Annotated in this window: 17 protein-coding genes; all 17 read right to left on the reverse strand. The window is 63.2% G+C overall.

Going from position 1 to position 20,348, the window contains the following annotated elements:
• Positions 1 to 384: 384 nt before the first annotated feature.
• Entirely contained in the window at positions 385 to 834 is a 450-nt protein-coding gene (fliJ, locus tag ACSVIK_RS09080; protein ID WP_442444019.1) for a flagellar export protein FliJ, read from the reverse strand.
• A 46-nt stretch (positions 835 to 880) separates the two neighbouring features.
• Positions 881 to 2,227: a flagellar protein export ATPase FliI gene (gene fliI / locus ACSVIK_RS09085; RefSeq protein ID WP_442444020.1), complete on the reverse strand. Its 1,347-nt coding sequence runs from the start codon at positions 2,225 to 2,227 to the stop codon at positions 881 to 883.
• Positions 2,217 to 3,020: a flagellar assembly protein FliH gene (gene fliH, locus ACSVIK_RS09090; RefSeq protein ID WP_442444021.1), complete on the reverse strand. Its 804-nt coding sequence runs from the start codon at positions 3,018 to 3,020 to the stop codon at positions 2,217 to 2,219. Before fliH ends, fliI begins: the two co-directional genes overlap by 11 nt.
• Before the next feature lie 3 nt (positions 3,021 to 3,023).
• The gene (gene fliG / locus ACSVIK_RS09095) at positions 3,024 to 4,040 is read right to left on the reverse strand and encodes a flagellar motor switch protein FliG (protein ID WP_442444022.1); all 1,017 of its coding nucleotides are present in this window, start codon (positions 4,038 to 4,040) and stop codon (positions 3,024 to 3,026) included.
• On the reverse strand, positions 4,033 to 5,817 hold the full coding sequence (gene fliF / locus ACSVIK_RS09100; RefSeq protein WP_442444023.1) for a flagellar basal-body MS-ring/collar protein FliF: 1,785 nt from the start codon (positions 5,815 to 5,817) through the stop codon (positions 4,033 to 4,035). Before fliF ends, fliG begins: the two co-directional genes overlap by 8 nt.
• A 152-nt stretch (positions 5,818 to 5,969) precedes the next feature.
• Positions 5,970 to 6,299: a flagellar hook-basal body complex protein FliE gene (gene fliE, locus ACSVIK_RS09105; protein WP_268178264.1), complete on the reverse strand. Its 330-nt coding sequence runs from the start codon at positions 6,297 to 6,299 to the stop codon at positions 5,970 to 5,972.
• A 289-nt stretch (positions 6,300 to 6,588) separates the two neighbouring features.
• Positions 6,589 to 8,001: a sigma-54-dependent response regulator transcription factor FleR gene (gene fleR, locus ACSVIK_RS09110; RefSeq protein WP_442444024.1), complete on the reverse strand. Its 1,413-nt coding sequence runs from the start codon at positions 7,999 to 8,001 to the stop codon at positions 6,589 to 6,591.
• A gap of 4 nt (positions 8,002 to 8,005) precedes the next feature.
• Positions 8,006 to 9,220, reverse strand: coding sequence for a sensor histidine kinase (locus ACSVIK_RS09115; protein ID WP_442444025.1), 1,215 nt, complete (start codon positions 9,218 to 9,220; stop codon positions 8,006 to 8,008).
• A gap of 180 nt (positions 9,221 to 9,400) precedes the next feature.
• Positions 9,401 to 10,876 carry a sigma-54 dependent transcriptional regulator gene (locus tag ACSVIK_RS09120; RefSeq protein WP_442444026.1) on the reverse strand — a complete coding sequence of 492 codons (1,476 nt, stop codon included), beginning with the start codon at positions 10,874 to 10,876 and terminating at the stop codon, positions 9,401 to 9,403.
• Between the two features lie 247 nt (positions 10,877 to 11,123).
• Positions 11,124 to 11,420 (reverse strand): flagellar protein FliT, encoded by a 297-nt coding sequence (gene fliT, locus ACSVIK_RS09125; RefSeq protein ID WP_442444027.1) that lies wholly within the window; start codon positions 11,418 to 11,420, stop codon positions 11,124 to 11,126.
• A gap of 24 nt (positions 11,421 to 11,444) precedes the next feature.
• Positions 11,445 to 11,825, reverse strand: a complete 381-nt coding sequence (fliS, locus tag ACSVIK_RS09130) for a flagellar export chaperone FliS (protein WP_442444028.1) — start codon at positions 11,823 to 11,825, stop codon at positions 11,445 to 11,447.
• 113 nt (positions 11,826 to 11,938) lie between these two features.
• Entirely contained in the window at positions 11,939 to 12,331 is a 393-nt protein-coding gene (gene fliS / locus ACSVIK_RS09135) for a flagellar export chaperone FliS (protein ID WP_442444029.1), read from the reverse strand.
• Positions 12,332 to 12,334: 3 nt separating this feature from the next.
• Positions 12,335 to 13,801, reverse strand: a complete 1,467-nt coding sequence (gene fliD / locus ACSVIK_RS09140) for a flagellar filament capping protein FliD (RefSeq protein ID WP_442444030.1) — start codon at positions 13,799 to 13,801, stop codon at positions 12,335 to 12,337.
• Between the two features lie 80 nt (positions 13,802 to 13,881).
• A complete protein-coding gene (locus tag ACSVIK_RS09145) occupies positions 13,882 to 14,292 on the reverse strand; it encodes a flagellar protein FlaG (protein WP_442444031.1) in 411 nt (136 codons plus the stop codon).
• A gap of 75 nt (positions 14,293 to 14,367) precedes the next feature.
• The gene (locus ACSVIK_RS09150; protein ID WP_442444032.1) at positions 14,368 to 15,876 is read right to left on the reverse strand and encodes a flagellin; all 1,509 of its coding nucleotides are present in this window, start codon (positions 15,874 to 15,876) and stop codon (positions 14,368 to 14,370) included.
• A 248-nt stretch (positions 15,877 to 16,124) separates the two neighbouring features.
• Entirely contained in the window at positions 16,125 to 19,931 is a 3,807-nt protein-coding gene (locus ACSVIK_RS09155; protein ID WP_442444033.1) for a glycosyltransferase, read from the reverse strand.
• Positions 19,928 to 20,347, reverse strand: coding sequence for a sugar 3,4-ketoisomerase (locus ACSVIK_RS09160; RefSeq protein ID WP_442444034.1), 420 nt, complete (start codon positions 20,345 to 20,347; stop codon positions 19,928 to 19,930). Before ACSVIK_RS09160 ends, ACSVIK_RS09155 begins: the two co-directional genes overlap by 4 nt.
• Position 20,348: the final 1 nt, after the last annotated feature.

The raw sequence follows: 20,348 nt of genomic DNA on the forward strand, positions 1-20,348 counted from the left end.
ATGTCGCGAGAGCCGCGATGGGCCAGGGATGGCCCACCGCGGCGGGCCTCTGGAGCGGCGATGGAGTGAGCGAACCCCGGCGCAGCCGGGGCCGGATGATCGGGCGGAGGGTTTTGGTTACTTTGCCTGCAAAGTGACTCGCCCGGGAGGGCGAAACCAAGAACATCAACAAAAACGCGGCAATCCGGAACAAGCCCCCGAACAAGCAACAAGCAACAAGCACTCACACAAACTTGCCAGTCCGGTGCCAACAAGGCCTGCCCCCTGAAAGTGCGATGAACCTGTATTAACACAGTATTGCCAACGCACGACTGCATGGATGCAGGAGGTAGAGCGACGCAGGAAGCCCAAGCCGAGAGGTAGTTTTTCAACAGCCTGCCAGGCTCAGCGCTCGCGCCCATCGAGCAAGCGTTGCGCCAGCTCGTCGAGCAACTTCTGCTCACGTCGATCCTCGGCCTGGCGGGCCTCGTCGCGGTAGCGCTGCACCAGCTTGCGCAGCCCTTCGAGTCGGGCGTAGCGCTGTTGCCAGATGCCCCGAGCCTTGTCCAGATTGGCGCGGTGCCAGTCCAGGCTCTGGTTCTGCTGGCCGATGGCGGTTTCCAGCTGCGCCAGAAAGCGCTGATAGTTCATCAGCCACTGCCCGGAGACGCCCCGGCTGCCCTCGCTGATCCACTGCTGCTGGTAGTCACCGCGAAAGCGTTCCAGTTCGCCGAGCTTGGCTTCGGCCTGGCTCACCAGGCCCTGGCAGTGGCCGAGTTGGCGGGCCGCTTCGCGCTCGGCCTTTTCGGCCATTTCCACCACCGGCTGCAAGCGCTTGGCGCGGCTGAGGCTCATCGAGCCCAGGCTCCGACGCAGGCGGCGCTTGGATCATGCACCTTGCTCACTGGCCCAGCACCGCGCTCAGTTGTTCACGACTCTGGGCCATGCTCACGCTCTCATCGAGCCCCTGGCGCAGGTAATGCGCCATCTGCGGCTGGCGGGCGATGGCCAGGTCGGTGTCGGCATCGCCGCCAGGCACGTAGGCGCCGACGCTGATCAGGTCGCGGCTCTGTTGGTAACGCGACCATAGCTGCTTGAAGCGCTGCGCCTGTTTGAGCTGCTCCGCCGGCACCACCTGCGGCATCACCCGGCTGATGGACGCCTCGATGTCGATGGCCGGGTAGTGCCCCTCCTCGGCCAGCCGCCGCGACAGCACGAAGTGACCATCGAGCACGCCACGGGCGGCATCGGCGATGGGATCCTGCTGGTCGTCGCCCTCGCTCAATACGGTGTAGAAGGCGGTGATCGAGCCGCCACCGGCCTCGGCATTGCCCGCCCGCTCCACCAGCTTGGGCAACCTGGCGAACACCGAAGGCGGATAGCCCTTGGTCGCCGGCGGCTCGCCGATGGCCAGGGCTATCTCGCGCTGGGCCTGGGCGTAGCGGGTCAGCGAATCCATCAGCAACAGTACGTTCTTGCCCTTGTCGCGGAAGTACTCGGCGATGCGCGTACAGTACTGCGCGGCGCGCAGACGCATCAGCGGCGCCTCGTCGGCCGGCGAGGCGACCACCACGGAGCGCTTGATGCCCTCCTCGCCGAGAATCTCGTCGATGAACTCCTTCACCTCACGACCACGCTCGCCGATCAGACCGACGACGATGATCTCGGCCTCGGTGAAGCGGGTCATCATGCCCAGCAGCACCGACTTGCCCACGCCGGTACCGGCGAACAGGCCGAGGCGCTGACCGCGGCCCACGGTGAGCAGGCCATTGATGCTGCGGATGCCGACATCCAGAGGCTGGCTGATGGGGTCACGGTTGAGCGGGTTGATGGTCGGGCCATCCATCGGCACCCAGTCCTCGGCCTTCATCCCACCCTTGCCATCGAGGGCGCGCCCGGCGCCGTCGAGCACCCGGCCGAGCATCGACATGCCCATGGGCAGACGCCCGGTATCCGGCAGCGGCACCACGCGCGCCCCCGGTGCGATACCCGCCAGGCTGCCGACCGGCATCAGGTAGATCTTGCCACCGGAGAAGCCCATGACCTCGGCCTCGACCTGCACCGGGTGGTAGCTGTCGCTGTTGATCACCAGGCAGCGACTGCCGATGGCGGCACGCAGGCCCTCAGCCTCCAGGGTCAGGCCGACCATGCGCAGCAGGCGCCCCTCGACCACGGGTTGACTGGGCAGGCCGATGGCGTCGACATAGGCATCCAGACGCCGGGCGAAACTGATTCGGTCAAGGCGCATCGACGGCATCCAGATCCAGGCTGATGTCCGCTTCCGGTGGCTGGCCGACCTGCGCGCGCTGCTGCTCGAACAACTGCTTGAGCGACTGCGCCAGGCGCGTCTCGACGCTGGCGTCGATCAGGCTGTGCTCGGACTCGATGCGGCAACCACCGGGCAGCAGGCTGTCGTCCTCGAGGATGCGCCAGCTTTCCTCGTGGCGCTCGCGCAGGGCCTTGATGGTGTCGAAGTCCTGCGGATTGACCTGGATGCGCAGGTTGTCCGCGCCCATCGGCAGCAGTTTCAGCGCCTCACGCAATACCTGGCGGATCTGGCTGGAGTCGGTATTCAGCTCGCGCTGCACCACCTCGCGCACCATGTGGCTGACCAGCTTGACCAGCGCCACTTCCAGTTGCTGATCCTGCTCGGCAATGGGCTCGAGCAACTGACTCATCAGCTTGTCCAGGCCCTGCAACTTGACCGCCAACGCGGCATCGGCCTCCTGCTTGGCCTTGAGCTGGCCGGCATGGAAGCCATCCTTCTCGCCGGCGGAGAAACCTTCGTTGTAGGCATCCTGACGAATCGCCTCGAGCTCGTCGAGCGTCAGCGGCTTGACGTCCTCCAGCGCCACCTCTTCGGACTGTGCCGCCTCTTCGGCGGGCGCCGGCTCGCTGGGGGGTTCGTCGACCGCCTCTGCCGTCTGCGCAGGCTCGTCCTCGGGATCACCAGGCTCGTCGAAGCTGGGCAAGGCCCAGCGGTCGAACCCGGCCAGATCCTTGGCGCGGATCAGTTCGCTTTCCGGCTCCTTGGGCGCCATGCTTTAGACCATCTCTTCGCCGCCCTTGCCGCCAAGCACGATCTCTCCGGCTTCGGCCATGCGGCGGGCGATGGTGAGGATTTCCTTCTGCGCGGTTTCCACGTCGCTGACGCGCACCGGGCCCTTGGCCTCCAGGTCGTCGCGCAGCAGCTCGGCGGCACGCTTGGACATGTTCTTGAACACCTTGTCCTTGATCGCATCGTCGGCGCCCTTGAGCGCCAGCACCAGCACGTCGGAGGACACTTCGCGCATCAGCGCCTGGATACCACGGTCGTCGACGTCGGCCAGGTTGTCGAAGACGAACATCAGGTCTTCGATCTGCGTCGACAGGTCTTCGTCCACTTCGCGGATCGAGTCCATCAACTGGCCTTCGACCGAGCTGTCGAGGAAGTTCATGATGTCCGCCGCGCGCTTGACGCCCCCCATGGTGGCACGCGAGGTATTGGCACTGCCGGAGAACTGCTTCTCGAGGATCTGGTTGAGTTCCTTGAGCGCCGAGGGCTGCACGGTGTTGAGCGAGGACACGCGCAGGATGATGTCCAGGCGTACCTTGTGGTCGAAGTGGCTGAGCACCTCGCCAGCCTGGTCGGGGTCGAGGTAGGCGACCACGATGGCCTGGATCTGCGGGTGCTCGTAGCGAATCACGTCGGCCACGGCGCGTGGCTCCATCCACTTGAGGCTGTCCAGGCCGCTGGTGCTGCCACCGAGCAGGATGCGGTCGATCAGGTTGCCGGCCTTGTCCTCGCCCAGCGCGGCGGTGAGCATCTTGCGGATGTAACCGTCGGAGCCCACGCCCAGGCTGGTCTGGTCGCCGACGATGTCGACGAACTCGGCCATCACCTGCTCGACCTGTTCGCGATGCACGTTGCGCATGCCGGCCATGGCCAGGCCCACGCGCTGCACTTCCTTGGGCCCGAGGTGGCGCAACACCTGCGCAGCATCGGTCTCGCCCAGCGACAGCAGAAGAATGGCGGCCTTGTCGACCTTGGTCAGCTTGGTAGCGGTACGGTTTTCACTCATCGGCGTTGATCCACTCTTTCACCACCAGAGCCACACGGCCCGGGTCTTCGGCGACCAGGCTCTTGATGGCGTTCAGTTGTGCATCATACCCCTCGGTGGGGCTCGGCAACATGATGCTTTGCGGCCCACCCAGGCTCACGCGATCATCGGCCAGCTCGCCATCCAAACCCGCCATGCGGCCCAGTTCGACATCGCCGCCCTCGCCTTGCTCCTTGCCCTTGCCAGCGCCGGTGATGTTGTTGAGCACCGGGCGCAACACACCGAATACCAGTGCCACGATCAACAGAACACCGATCAGTTGCTTACCGATGTCCCAGAACCAGGGCTGGGTGTAGAACGGAATATCCGGAATCTCCTCGCCCTGGGCCGCGCTGAATGGCGTGTTGATCACGCTGACGCTGTCGCCACGGCTGGCGTCGAAACCGACCGAGTCCTGTACCAGGCGGGTGAAGCGCGCCAGATCGTCGGCGCTCCAGGGCACCCGCGTGGTTTCGCCGGTGGCCGGATCGACACGCACCTGGTCGTCCACCACCACGGCCACCGACAGGCGACGCAGACGGCCCTGCTGCTGCTTGGTGTAGCTGATGGAGCGATCCAGCTCGAAATTGCGCGTCGACTGCTCGCGCTTGTCCGCCGGATACGGCGCCAGCATCGGCTGGCCGGTGGCCGGATCCATGATCTGCTGGCCATTGGCGTCCACCAGCGGCTGCCCGGCAGCGACCGGGCCGGCCGGTGCGGCGGCGCCAGCGGCTTGCTGCGGTGCAGCGGCCGGGCCAGGCGGCTGATTGGACAGCGCACCCGGCACGCCTTGCGGCGGCAGGCTGCTCTGACGCTGTTCGTTGACCTGCTGCTCGCTGCGCAGCGCCGGTTGATCCGGGTTGAACATCTCGGAGGTGGATTCCACCGCGCTGAAGTCGACATCGGCGGAGACTTCGGCCTTGTAGCGGCCATTGCCGAGCACAGGTTGCAGGATGTTGTGCACGCGCTGGGTGAACAGGCTCTCCATGCGCCGGGTGTAGTCGAACTGCTTGCCGGCCATGGTCAGCTCGGACAGCTCCTGCTGATCGGACAGCAGGTTACCCTTCTGGTCGACGACGGTGACCTGGCTCTTGTCCAGCTCAGGTACGCTGGTGGCGATCAGGTTGACGATGGCCATGACCTGGCTCGGCTCCAGCGCCCGCCCCGGATACAGCTCGACCAGCACCGAGGCACTGGGCTTGCGCTCGTCACGCACGAACACCGACGCCTTGGGCATGGCCAGGTGCACGCGCGCGCCCTTGACGTTGTTGAGGCTGGAAATGGTACGTGCCAGCTCACCTTCCAGGCCGCGACGGTAGCGCGTGGCCTCCATGAACTGGCTGGTGCCCAGGCCCTGCTCGCGGTCGAGGATCTCGAAGCCGACATTGCTGTCGGTCGGCGCTACGCCGGCTGCGGCCAGACGCATGCGAGCGTTGGCCAGATCATCGGACTTGACCAGCAGCGCGCCGGAATTGGGTTCCACGGTGTAGTCGATACCGGCATTGCTCAGCACATCGAGCACCTGGCTCGTGTCCATGCCATTGAGGCTGCCGTAGAGGGGGCGGTAATCGGGCTGCTGCGACCACAGCACCACGGCAAAACCGATCGCCACGCTGGCGGCGAGACCGACCAGCAGGCCGAGCTGACGCAACACCGACATTTCGGCGAGGTTTTCCAGGAAGCTCAGTCCGAACAACGGCTTCTTGGGTTCTGTCGCATCGGCCTTGGCCGGGACGTTCGCTACTGCTGCTTCAGCCATGAATCAATCCTCAGAACCTGTTCAAAATCTTGCGAGCTAGAGGTATGCAAGGCAAAAACAGGCGAAAAAGCGTAGTTTACGAGCGGTAAATGAGCATTTTGAGTCTGTTTTTAACGCGGCAGACCCGACGCGCAGCAGATTTTGCATAGGTTCTAGACCGGCATCTGCATGATGTCTTGATATGCCTGAACCAGCTTGTTACGCACCTGGGTCATGGCCTGGAAGGATACGCTGGCTTTCTGCGAGGCGATCATCACATCGGTCAGGTCGACACCGCTCTGGCCCATCTCGAAGGCGGTGGCCAGCTTGTTGGACGCCTGCTGGGTCTCGCTGACCTTGTTCACCGCCTGCCCCAGCATCTCCGAGAAACTCGGTGCACCTGGCACGGGTTCGCTGGCAGCCGGCTTCTGCCGGGCCATGGCCTCGGCCTGCATGGCACGCATTTCCAGCATCAAGCGATTGAATTCGACACCCTGACTCATGACTTCCTCCACTGCCCGCTTTTTGACACTTGCGGTGCTTTGCGAGGGTATTTGCAACAAGGGTGCCAAGAGAGCGGCTACAAGCTGCAAGCCTCAAGCTGCAGGCAAAAGCAAGAGCAAGAGCGAGCATCCGGGTGACGGGATGCTCGATCGGTAGGAGCGGATTTATCCGCGATTGGGGTTGGCACCGAGCCCGCAGCATCGCGAATGAATTCGCGCCTGCACGAAGAGCCAGGCGCGTGGGGAGACGCCTGGCAGGCTGGTGACAGCGGGATTTACCAGCGCCAGATCAACTGGCGTAGAGATAGGCCTCGACGTCCATGCCGGCATCACGCATCTGCGCCAGCTTGTAACGCAGGGTGCGCGGGCTGATGCCCAGGCGTTCGGCGGCTTCCTTGCGCCGACCGCGTTCGGCCCGCAGGGTGTCGATGATGACCTGGAACTCGCGGCGACGCAGATCCTCACCGAGGCCGGCATCCCCAGCGGCCACGGCCTCGCCCTGCGGGGCTGCAGGCGGTATGGCACTGGGCACCACGGCCAGGCGCGGCGCGGTAGCCTGCACGCTGTGACCGATCGGCGCGCTCAGGCACAGATCCTGCGGTTGGATAAGGCCACCCTGCTGCAGGATCAGCGCGCGCTGGATGGCGTTATCCAGCTCTCGCACGTTGCCCGGCCATTGATGCTCGACCAGGGCCTGAGCCGCCGCCGGGGAGAAACGCACCGGAGCATGATTCATTTTCTTGACGTGCTTGCCGAGCAGGCGCTCGGCAAGCGGCAGGATATCGGCGGGGCGCTCCCGCAGCGGGCGCCAGGCCAAGGGGAACACCGACAGGCGATAGTAGAGATCTTCGCGGAAACGCCCGGCGGACACCTCACTGGCCAGGTCACGGTTGCTGGTGGCCAGCACGCGAATGTCCAGAGTGACCGGCTTGCGCGCCCCGACCCGCTCCACCTCGCGCTCCTGCAAGACGCGCAGCAGCTTGGCCTGCAGCCCCAGCGGCATTTCGGAAATCTCGTCGAGCAGGATGGTACCGCCGTCGGCCAGCTCGAACTTGCCAGGCTGGGCGGTCACCGCGCCGGTGAAGGCACCCTTCTCATGGCCGAACAGGGTGGCCTCGAGCATATTGTCGGGAATCGCCGCGCAGTTGATGGCGATGAACGGGCCAGCGGCACGCGGCGACTGCTGATGAATGTAGCGCGCCAGCACTTCCTTGCCTGTGCCGGACTCGCCGGTGATCATCACCGTCGAATCACTCTGCGCCACGCGCGCGGCCAGCTCCAGCAGTTGCACGCTGGCCGGTTCCAGCGCTACCGGGCCATCGCGGTCGCCGGCGCCCATCTGCCCCAGGGCATGCCGCGCTACCAACTCCAGCAGCGCGCGCGGCTCGAAGGGTTTGACCAGATAATCGGCCGCCCCCTGGCGGATCGCATCTACCGCACGCTCGACGGCGCCATAGGCGGTCATCAGCAGCACGGGCAACTGCGGGTGGCGCTGGCGAATCTGCGTGAGCAACTGGTGGCCATCCATGCCCGGCATGTTGACGTCGCTGACCACCAGACCGAAGGACTCCTCGCCCAGGGCGACCAGCGCGGCCTCGGCGCAGTCCACGGCGCGGTAATCATGGCCGCCCAGCATCAGGGTATCGGCCAGGGCTTCGCGCAGCGCGCGGTCGTCTTCCACCAACAGAACTTTGCTCGTCATGGGGTCACTCCTGATTCAGGTGGGTTGCCGCGCCCAGCAGCGGCAGCGAAAGGATGGCGCAGGTACCACGACCGGCACGCGACTGCAGCAGCAACTGGCCCTGGTGGGCCTTGGCCACGGCTTTGACCACCGCCAGGCCGAGGCCGGTGCCGGTGGTCTTGGTGGTGAAGAAAGGTTCGCCCAGGCGCGCCAGGGTGGCGGCATCCATCCCCGGGCCGTTGTCACTGACGCACAGGCGCAACTGGCTGCCCCGGCGATAGAGGTGAATCTTCAGACGCGCATCACGGCCACTGGCCTGGATGGCATTGTCGATCAGGTTGAGTACGGTGCCGACCAGGGTGTCGCGGTTGCACAGCAGTTCGCCCGTTTGGGTGTCGCACTGCCAACGCACCGCCATCCCGGCCAGATGCGGCTCGGCAGCGGCGCGCAGCGAGGCGAACAGCGCCGGCGGCGCCAATCGGTCAGGCAGCGGCAATTCGCCACGGGCGAAGATCAGCATGTCACGCACCTGGTTTTCCAGCTCGTGTAGGCGCTCCTTGAGGCGCCCGGCGAAACGCTGCTGCTGCTCGGCTGGCAGTACCTGCTCGTTGAGATGGCTGGCATAGAGCAAGGCGGCGGACAGCGGCGTGCGAATCTGATGAGCCAGCGAGGCGACCATGCGCCCGAGCGCGGACAGGCGCTCGTGGCGCGCCAGTTGATCCTGCAGGCGACGGGTTTCCGTCAGATCGGTGAGCAGGATCAGTTGCCCCGGCTCGGCATTCAACGAGCGGGTAGCGATGGACAGGCGGCGGCCATCCTTCAGTGAAATCTCATGGCCGTCGTCCTCGCGCGGGGCGAAATTGCGTGCGATCACCTGGCGCCAGAGCATGCCCACCAGCGGCTGACCGAGCAGTGAACGCGCCACGGGGTTGGCCTCGCGCACCACGCCCTGGCCATCGATGACGATGACCCCGCCCGGCAGCAGATCCAGCAGGCTCTGCAGACGGTTGGCCAGGCGCTCTTTCTCGGCCAGCTCCTGCATGCGCTGGGCACTGACCAGGGCCAGTTGCCCCTTGAGCTCGCTGACGCGTGCTTCGAGCAGGCTGTAGGACTCGCTGAGCTGGTTGGACATCTGGTTGAACAGAGCAAAAGCCTGTTCCAGCCCGGCACGACTGGCTTGTTCCAGCGGAGCCGAAGGCAGCGGCTCGGCTGGCTCGGCGGGGCGGACGCTTGTATTCATCTTCATCTCTCGCACAACGCACCGTCAGAGGACGGTCAGGTTGGGAGTGCTGAAGCAATCCGCGTGCCCACTTTTTTATTGTTATTTTTCAATAGCTTAAAAAATAAAGCCGGAGCTGCGTCAAAGCTCCGGCTTGGTTTCGGCAATGGCGGCGAGCCATTACGGCAGTTCCATGACGACTCAGTCGTCGCCACTGCCCTCGTCGTCCCGGCGACTCATGCCGTACTTGCGCATCTTCTCCACCAGAGTGGTACGGCGAATGCGCAGACGCTCGGCAGCACGCGCCACCACACCACCGGCATCGTCCAGCGCCTGCTGGATCAGCCCTTGCTCGAGGTTGCCGAGGTAGTCCTTGAGATCCAGACCTTCGGGCGGCAGCATCGCCGGCGTGTCGAGCCCCGGCAGGCCGGCGACGATGGCGGCGCGCTCTTCGAGCTCGTCGCGCAGGGTTTCGGCCAGTTGCTCGTCTTCGTCGTCGACGTGGCGGAACTTCTTCGGCAACTCACCCACGCCGATCACCCCATAGGGATGCATGATCGCCATACGCTCCACCAGGTTGGCCAGCTCGCGCACGTTGCCCGCCCAGTCATGCCGGCACAGCGACATGATGGCGGCCGAGTTGAAGCGGATGGAACCACGCTTCTCATGCTCCATCCGCGAGATCAGCTCGTTCATCAACAACGGGATGTCTTCGATGCGCTCGCGCAGCGGGGCCATCTCGATGGGGAAGACGTTGAGGCGGTAATACAGATCCTCACGGAAGCTGCCGTCCTCGATCATGCGCTCGAGGTTCTTGTGGGTGGCGGCGATGATGCGCACGTCGGCGGTCTGCGTCTTGTTGCTACCGACCCGCTCGAAGGTGCGCTCCTGCAGCACGCGCAGCAATTTGACCTGCATCGGCAGCGGCATGTCGCCGATTTCGTCGAGGAACAGGGTGCCGCCGTTGGCCAGCTCGAAACGCCCAGCGCGGCTGGTGATGGCCCCGGTGAAGGCGCCCTTCTCGTGGCCGAACAGCTCGCTTTCCAGCAACTCGGCCGGAATGGCGCCGCAGTTGACGGGTACGAACGGCGCTTCACGGCGCTTGGAGTGGTAATGCAGATTGCGCGCGACCACTTCCTTGCCAGTGCCCGACTCACCCAGGATCAGCACGCTGGCCTCGGTATCGGCCACCTGCTGCATCATCTGTCGCACCTGTTGAATGGCGCGGCTAGTGCCCACCAGGCTGCGGAACAGATTGGGCTCGCGCTGGCGACCACGATCACGCGCCTGGTCGTACATTTCCCGGTAGATCTGCGCACGGTGCAGCGAGTCGAGCAGTTTGTTGTAGCTCAGCGGCATTTCCAGGGAGGCCAGCACACGCCGACGTAGCTCCTCGGGCCAGTCACCGGTCGCGGTCTCGTTGAGCGTCAGCAACGGCAGGAATTCGTCCCAGGCGGAAATCTGCTTGGTCAGCTCGAGGGCGCCACCGCGGCTGTCCACTTCACCGAGCAGCACACTGAGCACTTCACGACTGGAATCGAGAGCCGCCACCGCCTCCTTCCAGTTCTGGCTACTGCAACTGAGGTGCTCTTCCCCTAGAAAATTCAGAATGACCGCCAGCTCATGGCGGCGCGCGGCATTGTCGTCAATCAGCAGGATCTTGGTTTCACGCCACATCTTGTCTACGTCTGGCCCGAGGAGTGAAGGAAATGGTACGCCAAAGACTCAGCGAAAACCGGCAATTAGCCAGTAGTAAAGTCAATATAGCGGATGCAGTCAATTTTATGGCGTGAATATTTACCATGGCCAGTGGTGCGTAAATACAGCCGTTTGCATCAAGAAGGAAAATTGCATGGGAAAAGACGGCATTTGCCGCTTATTGTCGCGACCAGGCGCGCAAGCGGCAAAGCTGAACGAGCGAGGCTCAACCGAACAGTTGATAGACCTTGGCGCCCTGATGCGACTGGTTGAGCTGCAACAGCTCGCCGGCCAGACGCTGCTGCTCGGCCTGGCATACGGTCACCAGCTCGCGGTACAGATCGAGCAGTTGCTGCAGATTCGAGCGCAGTTGCTCTTCATCCTGCAGGCCCTCGACCATGGCGGCATCCACCGCCATGCGGCATTGCAGATCCAGCTCGCCGATGGCGCTCCAGTCCTGATTGGCCAAGGCATCGCGTAGCGCCACACCTGTCGCTTGCAAACGCTGGACGGATGAATTCATTGCCTATCTCCTCCGATACCAGGCTTATTGAGCGATGGCATCCCAGCCAGCCTTGACGTTACGCAGCAAGCCAGACACCTCTTCGAGGATAGCAGGCTCGTTGCTGACGTTCGCTTCGGTCAGGCGGTTGATCATGTATTCGTAGAGATTATCGAGATTACCGGCCACTTCGCCACCCTGCTGGTGATCCAGGCTTTCACGCAGCCCGGCGATGATGGCAATGCTCTTGCCGATCAACTCACCCTTGAGCGCCGTCTGCTCGCGCTCCATGGCACCACGCGCCTGGGCGATACGGGCCAGGCCACCTTCCATCAGCATCTGGATCAGACGATGGGGACTGGCCTCGATGGCCTGAGCCTGGGTGTTGACGGTCTGGTACTGTCTGAGGGCCGCCATGGCATTCATAATCGCTCTCGCTCTACCTGTGGGCTGATACTCGAAGTATCGGCCCAGACAGTGAAAGCTTTAGCAGGGTGTTGAAAAACTACCTAGGTTTTTCAACACCCTGCCAGCGAAAATCAGCTGGCCACTGCCGGCTCCACTTCCGGGCCTATGGCATCCCAGGCGCCCTTGATCCGGCCCAGCAGGGACTCGACTTCATCGAGGGTGCGTGGGGTTTCATCCAGCGCCACACCGGCCAGGCGGCGGGTCATGTAGTCGTACAGGGCATCGAGGTTCTCGGCGATTTCGCCACCCAGTTCCTTGTCCAGCGCGGCCTGGAGCACGCCGAGGATGGTGATGGTGCTGCCCACGGCCATGCCACGGATTTCCGTATCGCCTTCGGCCTGCGCCTGCCTGGCCAGCATCACGCGCTGCAAGGCACCTTCCAGCAACAGCTGCACGGTGCGATACGGCGATACTTCCTGGCTGGTCTTGACCTGCTTGTAGGCATCGATGGGGTTCTTGCTCATGATTCAATCCTTTTTGACGAAGCCCGGTAGGTTGGCCAGCATGCCGCCGAGGCTATCGCTGGTTCGTTTGAGTTGCCCCACCAGCGAGTCCATGGCGTTGTATTGGGCATATAAGCGGGTTTGCAGGCTTTCAACACGTTTGGCCAGCACCTTGCGCTGCTCGTCGACATCCTGCTTGGTGACCTGCAGCGCATCATTGCGCTGTTTCAGAACCCCCTGATCGCCCAGGTAACCACCGGCAAAAGCGGACATCCGGCCCATCAGGCCATTGTCGCCTGCGAGGTAGGCACCGACCTGCTCGAAGTTGTTATCGATCGCCGATGTGAGCTTGGCGTCATCGATCGACAACTTGCCATCCTTGCCGGTCGTGATGCCCAATTCTGCCAGCGCCTTGATACCGCCGTCGGAAGAGGAATCCACCATCTCGTTACGCAGCCCAGACAGCAGGCTACGCACCGAGGTATCACCGAACAACGGGCCGGTAACAGGCGTATCCGAGCCGTCTATTTTCACATAGGCGGTCAGCTGGGAGGTGGTGGAAATCAAAGCGTTGTAGGCGCTGACGAACTTCTGCAGACTGCTCTTCACGCTGCCCTTGTCGACCCCCACGTTGAGGCTGATGGTCTTGCCGTCGGTGAGATCACTACTGCTCTGTGCGGCGAGCAGATCGAGGGTGACCCCTTCCAGAGCATCCTCGATGGTGTTGCTGGAACGCTCCAGTTGCAGGCCATCGATGGTCAGCTTGGCGGACTTGGCCTGGGTGATGACACCGCCAGCCCCAGTGCTGGAGTCGGGCTTGAGAAAGGCGCCGGGGTTATCGGGATCCGCTGTTGCGGTGAACGCCAGGGTAGACAGCGCATTGGCACCACTGGCTGCTCCAGCAGGCGGCGTGGGTACCGTTACCTTGACGTCGTTGCCCTGCCCGGTCTTGGTGGAGCTCAGCACCAGGCGCGAACCGGAATCATCGGTGATGATGGAGGCACTGATGCCGCTGCCCTTGCCGGCCTCGTTGATCGAGTCACGAATGCCGGCCAGGGTGTTGTTGGCTTCTGTGACCTCGACGCTGATGCTGCTCGAACCCGCAGAAATCTCCAGCGTACCGCCACCGAAGGTCGCCTTCGTCCCTCCGGATACGGCCTGCAGGGCCACCTTGCTGCTGCTCGCCAACTGCTGCACCTGCAGGTTGTAGCTGCCGGCAGGTGCGGTAGAGGTCGCCGTGGCCTTGACCACGCTGCTGTTGGAGGTGCTGGCCGTGCGTGACTCGAACAAGGAAGTCTTGTTCAAGGGATCGATGGCGCTCTTGAAGGTGCTCAGCGCCCCGGTCAAGGTGCCGATAGCGGAGATGCGCGTGGTGGTTTCTTTCTCGAGGCGATCGAGCTGGTTGGTCTTGGGTGCTTTCTCGGCATTGACCAACGTCTTGACGATATCGTCAATATTGATGCCAGAGCCGATCCCTGAAATACCTGCCATGTCGCGTTACCTCGTCAATAATTCGACTTCACTCGTACTATGGACGAGTAATAGTCAAAACCCATGCCAAGGTTTACTGCTTATGCCTCAGCCTTGAATAACAAGCTGCGCACTTCCGACAGATTCTCTGCCAGTTTGAGCGCCTCTTCCGATGGTATCTGTCGGATCACATCCCCCGATCCGGCATCGGTCACCTTGACCACTACACGACCGGAGCCATCGTCGACCGCGAAATTGATGCTGCGTCGCACCGACTGCACGAACTCCTGGATGGTAGCTACCGCATCCTCGACCTCTTCGCGGCTCACTTCCTGAGTGGGCTCGACGATACGTGCTTCAACCTGGGCCTTGTCATTCACACCCTGGTTGGCAGGAGCAACGACGCCTGCACTGCTAGCGACGGGCTGCTGGCGCGAGTCCGTCGCAGCCGACGAGCCAGCATCACGCGCAATGACAGGGTTTACTGGAGGTTTGACCGAACCGACGTCCATAAATTAATCCTCACAATGAGGTAACGGGGAGAAGAGCCAGCAGGCCCTTCCCCCCGTAGTTTAGCGCCTTCGACCTTAGCCCAGCAGACTGAGCACAGCCTGCGGCAACTGGTTGGCCTGGGCCAGGATAGCAGTACCGGCCTGCTGCAGGATCTGGTTCTTGGTCAGCTCCGAGGTTTCCGCTGCGAAGTCGGTGTCACGAATCCGACCACGGGCAGCCGAGGAGTTTTCCGAGATGTTCTGCAGGTTCGAGATGGTGTTCTCGAAGCGGTTCTGCACGGCACCGAGCTGGGCACGCTGGCTGTCGATGTTGGAGATCGCGCCGTTGATGATACCCAGAGCGGTCTGTGCCCCACCCGCGGTACTGATGTCGACGTCCTTCACCGAATCCAGGGTACTGAACTTGTCCGAACCCAGACCGGCGGTCATGCCAGTGACCTCGAAGGCATCGGCGGCTTCCAGTTGCACCTGACCATCGGCACGGGCACCCGCGCCAGCGTTGATGGTAGCAGCCCCACCCACGTTCTCGTCGCCCTCGAAGTTCTTCGCCTGCAGGGTAGCGGTGGCACCGCTGCCACCCTGGTAGTTCTTGATGGCAATGGCATCGCCACTGGAGCTGACCAGCTCGATCTTGTCGCCTTTGGAGACGGCCGAGATACCCGTCTTGCCGGTTTCCTTGTTGATGGCGTCAGCCAGTGCACCCAGATTCTTGGTGTCGGTCACGACTGCGGAGATAACAGTCTTGTCGGTGGACTTGGTGTTGCTGTCGGCACCGTACAGCTCGAAGGAGATGGTGCCGCTGGCGGAGATGGCGCCCAGTTCGGCAACGGTACGGGCGTTGGCGGTCACGCCGGTTTCGTCGCTCTTGGAGTTGACGGCACGAGCGATCTCGCTGGCAGCAGCGCCACTGGCCGGGCCAGTGATGGTCACCTTGCCGCTGGCGGCATTGGTGGTGAACTTCGAGGAGATTTCAAAGGACGCATCCGAGTAAGCGGTGGTGCCGAAGGCTGCCGCGCCGCTGGCGCCGCTGGTGATGGCACCGGCTGCACCACCGGAAGTGGTGACGCGGTTGATACCGATACGATCGGTGGCCGCCGAGCCGATGGAGACGCTGATGGTCTCGTAAGCGTTGGCACCGACCTGGAAGCTCTGCGAACCGAAGCTGCCGTCGAGGATCTTGCGACCACCGAAACTGGTGGTTTCGGAGATACGGTTGAGCTCCTGTTGCAGCTGGGAAACTTCCGACTGCAGGGCGGCACGCTCGGTGGCACCGTTGGAGCCGTTGGCCGATTGCAGGGCCAGGTCACGCATACGCTGCAGAATGCCGGTGGACTGCTGCAGGGCACCTTCAGCGGTCTGCGCCAGGGAGATACCGTCGTTGGCGTTACGGGTCGCAACGCCCAGGCCGTTGATCTGGCTGGTCAGGCGGTTGGCGATCTGCAGGCCGGCGGCATCGTCCTTGGCACTGTTGATACGGTAGCCGGTGGACAGGCGCTGGAGGGAAGTGTCCAGGCCCTTGGCAGAGGAGTTCAGGTTACGCTGAGTATTGAGGGACGCAACGTTAGTGTTGACTGTAAGGGCCATGGTATTGCCTCCAGATGACCTTGAGTACCGATTGTCTGAGCTTGCGAGCTCGGGCCTGCTTGCTCAGACGCCCAGAGAGTTCGCATTCGATCTCTTTATCGGCGCCTCCCTGGGGAGCTTTAGGGACTTTTTTCAGCTTTTTTTTATTCTTTCCGGTCAACTACTTAACCCAAAAATCCTGACCTGCATGGAGTTTTGACTGAAAACCGTCGAGCCCTTGGCCTGGCTCGACGGCGATCAACGCCGGCTCAGTCCGGCATCCAGGCGTCGCGCCAGCGCTGCAGGCCTGCGCCCTCGAGCATCCAGTCGCGGTAGACCGCCGCGCGCAAGCGATCCCCCGCCAGGGCAGCCGCATCGAGGTCATTGATGTGCATGCGAATGGCTTCGACCCAGTCGCGGAAACGGTTCTTCACCCGGGTCACGGGCAGGTCACCCTTGTAGCACTCCAGATCGCTGCACACCACGGGGAAGCCACAGGCGCCGTATTCGAGCAGACGCAGGTTGCTCTTGCACTCGTTGAACAGGTTCTGCTCGACCGGCGCTATCGCCAGATCCAGATCCAGACGCGCCAATGCAGCGGGATACGTATCGATCTCGACCCCGGCGTGCACCTCATGCACATAAGGCCGGATGGCGGCTGGGCACATGCCGAAGAAAACCCATTCCACTTCCCCTGCCAGCTCCTTGACCACATCCGCGATCAGTTCCAGATCGCCGGTATGGCTGGCGCCGCCGGCCCAACCGACCCGCGGCTTGCGCCCGCGCCGACGCTTGGCCTCCAGGCCCTGCCACCATTCCAGCGGCAGGCGGTTCTGCACCACGCGGATGTCGTCATGCAGCCCGGCGAAGGCTTCGGCCAGGGGCGCGGTGGAGACGACGAAGCGATCGACGAAGCTCAGACCACGGCGCAGGGACTTGAGGATGTCCCTGGGCATGTGCTCACGGTGCACGCTCTTGATCGGCAGGTTGGGCAGATAGTCGTCCAGTTCGTAGACGGTGAAGGCCGAGGAGAACTGCTTGATGCGGCGCATCGCCTCCAGGCGTTCGTCGCCGATCTGCCGCTGCAGCACGATCACGTCAGGATTGAAGCGCTCCAGCTCGACCACCTGCAGCAGCCCCTCGGAGAGCATGCCATCGACCAGAGCATCACGCTGCATGGCGCGCAACGGCCTGATCACCCGGTAGTTGCCGCAGCCCCAGGGGTCAGCCGGGTGCGCCAGCACCACCGGCAGCGGGCGCCAGGTCAATGGACGCCAGGTCAGGTTGTTGTCGGGCTCCAGCTCGAAGCCCTTGCCGTTGAGCGAGAGGTTGCGGTTGTAAGCCGGGTCGTTGGCCAGCGCCGGCAGCCATTTCTGGTACATCGCATCCTGTTCGCCGACGAAGCGCTTGTATTTGGCCTCGGCGGCCTTGGGATCGATGCGTTTCTGGCTCACGCTACCTTCGTGCATCAACACGGCATGCGGTGTCCAGACGATCAGATGGCCAGCCTCGCGTACCTTGAGGCACAGGTCGACGTCGTTGTAGGACACCTTGAACTGCTGCTCCTCCAGCCCGCCGACCTCTGCATAGATCGATTTGCGGATCATCAGGCAGGCGGCCGTGACCGCGCTGTAGTTCTGGTCGACCTGCAAGCGCTGCATGTAGCCCGGCGCGTCCATCGGATCACCGATGAACGGATGCTCGGCCGGCCCACGCAGGCCCAGCAGCACGCCGGCATGCTGAATACTGCCGTCCGGGTAGAGCAGCTTGGCGCCGACGATCCCCACCTCGGGGCGCAGCGCGTGGTTGAGCAACTCGTCCAGCCAGTGCTCGCTGATGATCGCGGTGTCGTTGTTGAGCAGCACCAGGTAGTCGCCGCGCGCCTGGCGCGCCGCCATGTTGTTGATCGCCGAATAGTTGAACGGGTGCGGATAGCGCAGGATGCGCACCTTGCTGTCGCCCAGCGCCTCGACCCCCTCGAACCAGGCCTGGGCCTCGGGCGTTTCGCTGTTGTTGTCGACGATCAGCAGCTCGTAGTTGCCGTAGGCCGTCTTCTCCAGCAGGCTTTCGACGCAGCGCTGCAGGATGGGGAGCTGATCCTTGGTCGGGATGATGATGGAAACCAGCGGCGCATCATCGTGGCCATAGTGAATCCGGTAGCGCCCCGGCAGATGCGGCACCAGCCGCGACGCTGCATAACCGCGACGCTGCAGATGGCCACGGATGATGGCCTGCTCGTCGGGGCAGTCCTTGAGCACCGGGGCCTGGGCAATCAATAGCGGCTCGTCGACATGACCGATACCGCCCCAGCCCTGGCTTTCGATCAGGCGCAGGATCAGGCCAAGCTCCATGGCGCCAGCATCCTGTTCAGCGAAGCCGCCGAGCTGCAGCAGGACGTCACGGCGGAACAGCCAGTGCCGTGCCATGCCCACGGGAAAGCTCAACAGCAGATCGAGGTTGAACGCCGGTCGGAACGCCGCCCCGAGGTCACCGGAGGGCAGGCGCTGCAGCTCATCACCATAGACAGCTGTACAGGCACTCGCCGAAACCAGCTCGAGGCCGGCGATCAGCAGCCCGGTGGGGGTGAACAGTTCTCCGGCCTGAACGACCATCGCCCAAGCGAAATCCATCTCGCCCAGCTCGGCGTTGAGCGTATGGATATAACTGTCGGCGTCCACCTGCAGCATGTGCAGCTTGCCGCCTCGTTGCGTAGCCGGAACGGCGGCCACGGACAGCACCAGGATGCGCACCGACGCATACCAGTTGTCTTCGACCCCCAGGCTCTTGATGGTGGCCGCCAGCCCATCGGTGTCGCCGACCAGGTCGACGATCACCACCGCGATCAGCGGCCCCCCGTCATGGGCCTGCAGGTAGTCATCGATCAGGGTGCGCTGCGCCTGGGTGGGAATTCGCTCCGCCAGCCAGGTGTTCAGCTCGCCTCGCGCGCCGCTGCCATCGCCCAATGCCAGACGCGGCTCGACGAACCAGGCGCGCCCCTGCTGCCAGGCGCAGGGCTGCCACTGCGCATCGAAGCCGTTTTCCAGGCTGCGTTCGATATGCTGTTTCGCCAGCTTGGCCAGCTCGGGATGCAGACGCCCGGCCTGCAGGGCGAGCTGATAGCCATGGGCAGTGCCCAGGGCCGGTTTGCCGAAGAACTTGCGATCGACCAGTTGCAGCACACCCGCCAGCTCGAGCAGCGCCGCAGCACGTTCCTGATCATGCTCCGGCTGGCGCAGCAGCAGCGATTCCAGGGGCCATTGGCGGGCGAAGCCGACGATGGTTTCGAGCGTTTCGCTGCGAGCGGAGAAGTTCGGCCCACGATCGTCGAAGATACTCAGGTTCGAGCCATGCACACGATATTCGGTCAGGCACTCCGGCAATCGGGCGATGCTGCCTCGCGCCAGCAAGCGCCCCCACAGCTCGAAGTCCTGCACGTAACGCAGCAGAGGGTCATAACCACCGAGCGCGAGCAAGTCGCTCCTGCGCACCATCGCCGAGGGCGCGTTGAGGAAGTTGCCGGTCAGCAGTTGACGGCGCAGGTGGGTGATCGGCTGGTTGAAGAACGCCTCGGTATCACCGCCGACTCTCGCGCCCTGAGCATCGATGACCGCGATTTCGCTGAACAGCGCGACGCACTCGGGGTCGCCGTGCAGGTACTCCACCTGCCGGGCGATACGCTCCGGCAGCATGCGGTCGTCGGAACCCAGAAAAGCCACCCACTCGCCCTGAGCCATCTCGAACAGGCGATTGGATACGCGTGAAGGCCCCTCGTTTTCCTTCAACAGCAAAGCGTGCACACGCTCCGGGTAGCGTTGCGCGTATGTGCGAATGACACTGGCGGTACCATCAGGAGAGGCATCGTCAGCGATCAGGATCTCAATGTTCGGATAGCTTTGTGCCAGAACCGACTCGATGGCCTCGGCAACATAAGCCTCATGGTTATAGGCGGCGATACAGACGCTCACCAGAGGGCATTCACGCCGCATGTCCTTGGACTCGCGCAGCCGTGCCAGCTCCACTCTGAGCCGATCGAGAACAGGAGTCGTCGAAACACCCTTGCCAAGGTTATCGCTCATACGCGACCTCCATTGCCGACAGCCTGGCAGAACGTCTCGTAATCACGGTAGTAATCCGCCTCCGTGTAGTGGGCGGATGCCAATACCATGCAAACGGAGCCACTGGAAAAGTTGTCGATTTCACGCCAGATCATGGGCGGAATATAAAGCCCATAGTAGGAACGGTTCAGGTGGTATTTGAACTTGGTGCGGCCATCGTCGAGGGTGATATCGAAACTGCCGGACATGGCGATCAGCAACTGGTGCAGATCCTTGTGGGCATGACCGCCACGGTGCGAGCCACCGGGAACATCGTAGAGATAGTAGACGCGCTGAATTTCAAATGGCACATGCTGCCCTCCTTCGATGAAGGTCAGGTTGCCTCGGGGATCTTCTATCTTCGGTAGATCGATAATCTTGCAATGCTGCAGCGACACG

Origin of the sequence: Pseudomonas sp. NCHU5216 (assembly GCF_052156495.1) — a bacterium.
GTDB lineage: Bacteria > Pseudomonadota > Gammaproteobacteria > Pseudomonadales > Pseudomonadaceae > Aquipseudomonas.

What these genes read in the sequence shown, in the direction of transcription:
- fliJ (WP_442444019.1), bottom strand. Translation starts at nt 834, where the DNA reads ATGAGCCTCAGCCGCGCCAAGCGCTTGCAGCCGGTGGTGGAAATGGCC.
- fliI (WP_442444020.1), bottom strand. Translation starts at nt 2,227, where the DNA reads ATGCGCCTTGACCGAATCAGTTTCGCCCGGCGTCTGGATGCCTATGTC.
- fliH (WP_442444021.1), bottom strand. Translation starts at nt 3,020, where the DNA reads ATGGCGCCCAAGGAGCCGGAAAGCGAACTGATCCGCGCCAAGGATCTG.
- fliG (WP_442444022.1), bottom strand. Translation starts at nt 4,040, where the DNA reads ATGAGTGAAAACCGTACCGCTACCAAGCTGACCAAGGTCGACAAGGCC.
- fliF (WP_442444023.1), bottom strand. Translation starts at nt 5,817, where the DNA reads ATGGCTGAAGCAGCAGTAGCGAACGTCCCGGCCAAGGCCGATGCGACA.
- fliE (WP_268178264.1), bottom strand. Translation starts at nt 6,299, where the DNA reads ATGAGTCAGGGTGTCGAATTCAATCGCTTGATGCTGGAAATGCGTGCC.
- fleR (WP_442444024.1), bottom strand. Translation starts at nt 8,001, where the DNA reads ATGACGAGCAAAGTTCTGTTGGTGGAAGACGACCGCGCGCTGCGCGAA.
- ACSVIK_RS09115 (WP_442444025.1), bottom strand. Translation starts at nt 9,220, where the DNA reads ATGAATACAAGCGTCCGCCCCGCCGAGCCAGCCGAGCCGCTGCCTTCG.
- ACSVIK_RS09120 (WP_442444026.1), bottom strand. Translation starts at nt 10,876, where the DNA reads ATGTGGCGTGAAACCAAGATCCTGCTGATTGACGACAATGCCGCGCGC.
- fliT (WP_442444027.1), bottom strand. Translation starts at nt 11,420, where the DNA reads ATGAATTCATCCGTCCAGCGTTTGCAAGCGACAGGTGTGGCGCTACGC.
- fliS (WP_442444028.1), bottom strand. Translation starts at nt 11,825, where the DNA reads ATGAATGCCATGGCGGCCCTCAGACAGTACCAGACCGTCAACACCCAG.
- fliS (WP_442444029.1), bottom strand. Translation starts at nt 12,331, where the DNA reads ATGAGCAAGAACCCCATCGATGCCTACAAGCAGGTCAAGACCAGCCAG.
- fliD (WP_442444030.1), bottom strand. Translation starts at nt 13,801, where the DNA reads ATGGCAGGTATTTCAGGGATCGGCTCTGGCATCAATATTGACGATATC.
- ACSVIK_RS09145 (WP_442444031.1), bottom strand. Translation starts at nt 14,292, where the DNA reads ATGGACGTCGGTTCGGTCAAACCTCCAGTAAACCCTGTCATTGCGCGT.
- ACSVIK_RS09150 (WP_442444032.1), bottom strand. Translation starts at nt 15,876, where the DNA reads ATGGCCCTTACAGTCAACACTAACGTTGCGTCCCTCAATACTCAGCGT.
- ACSVIK_RS09155 (WP_442444033.1), bottom strand. Translation starts at nt 19,931, where the DNA reads ATGAGCGATAACCTTGGCAAGGGTGTTTCGACGACTCCTGTTCTCGAT.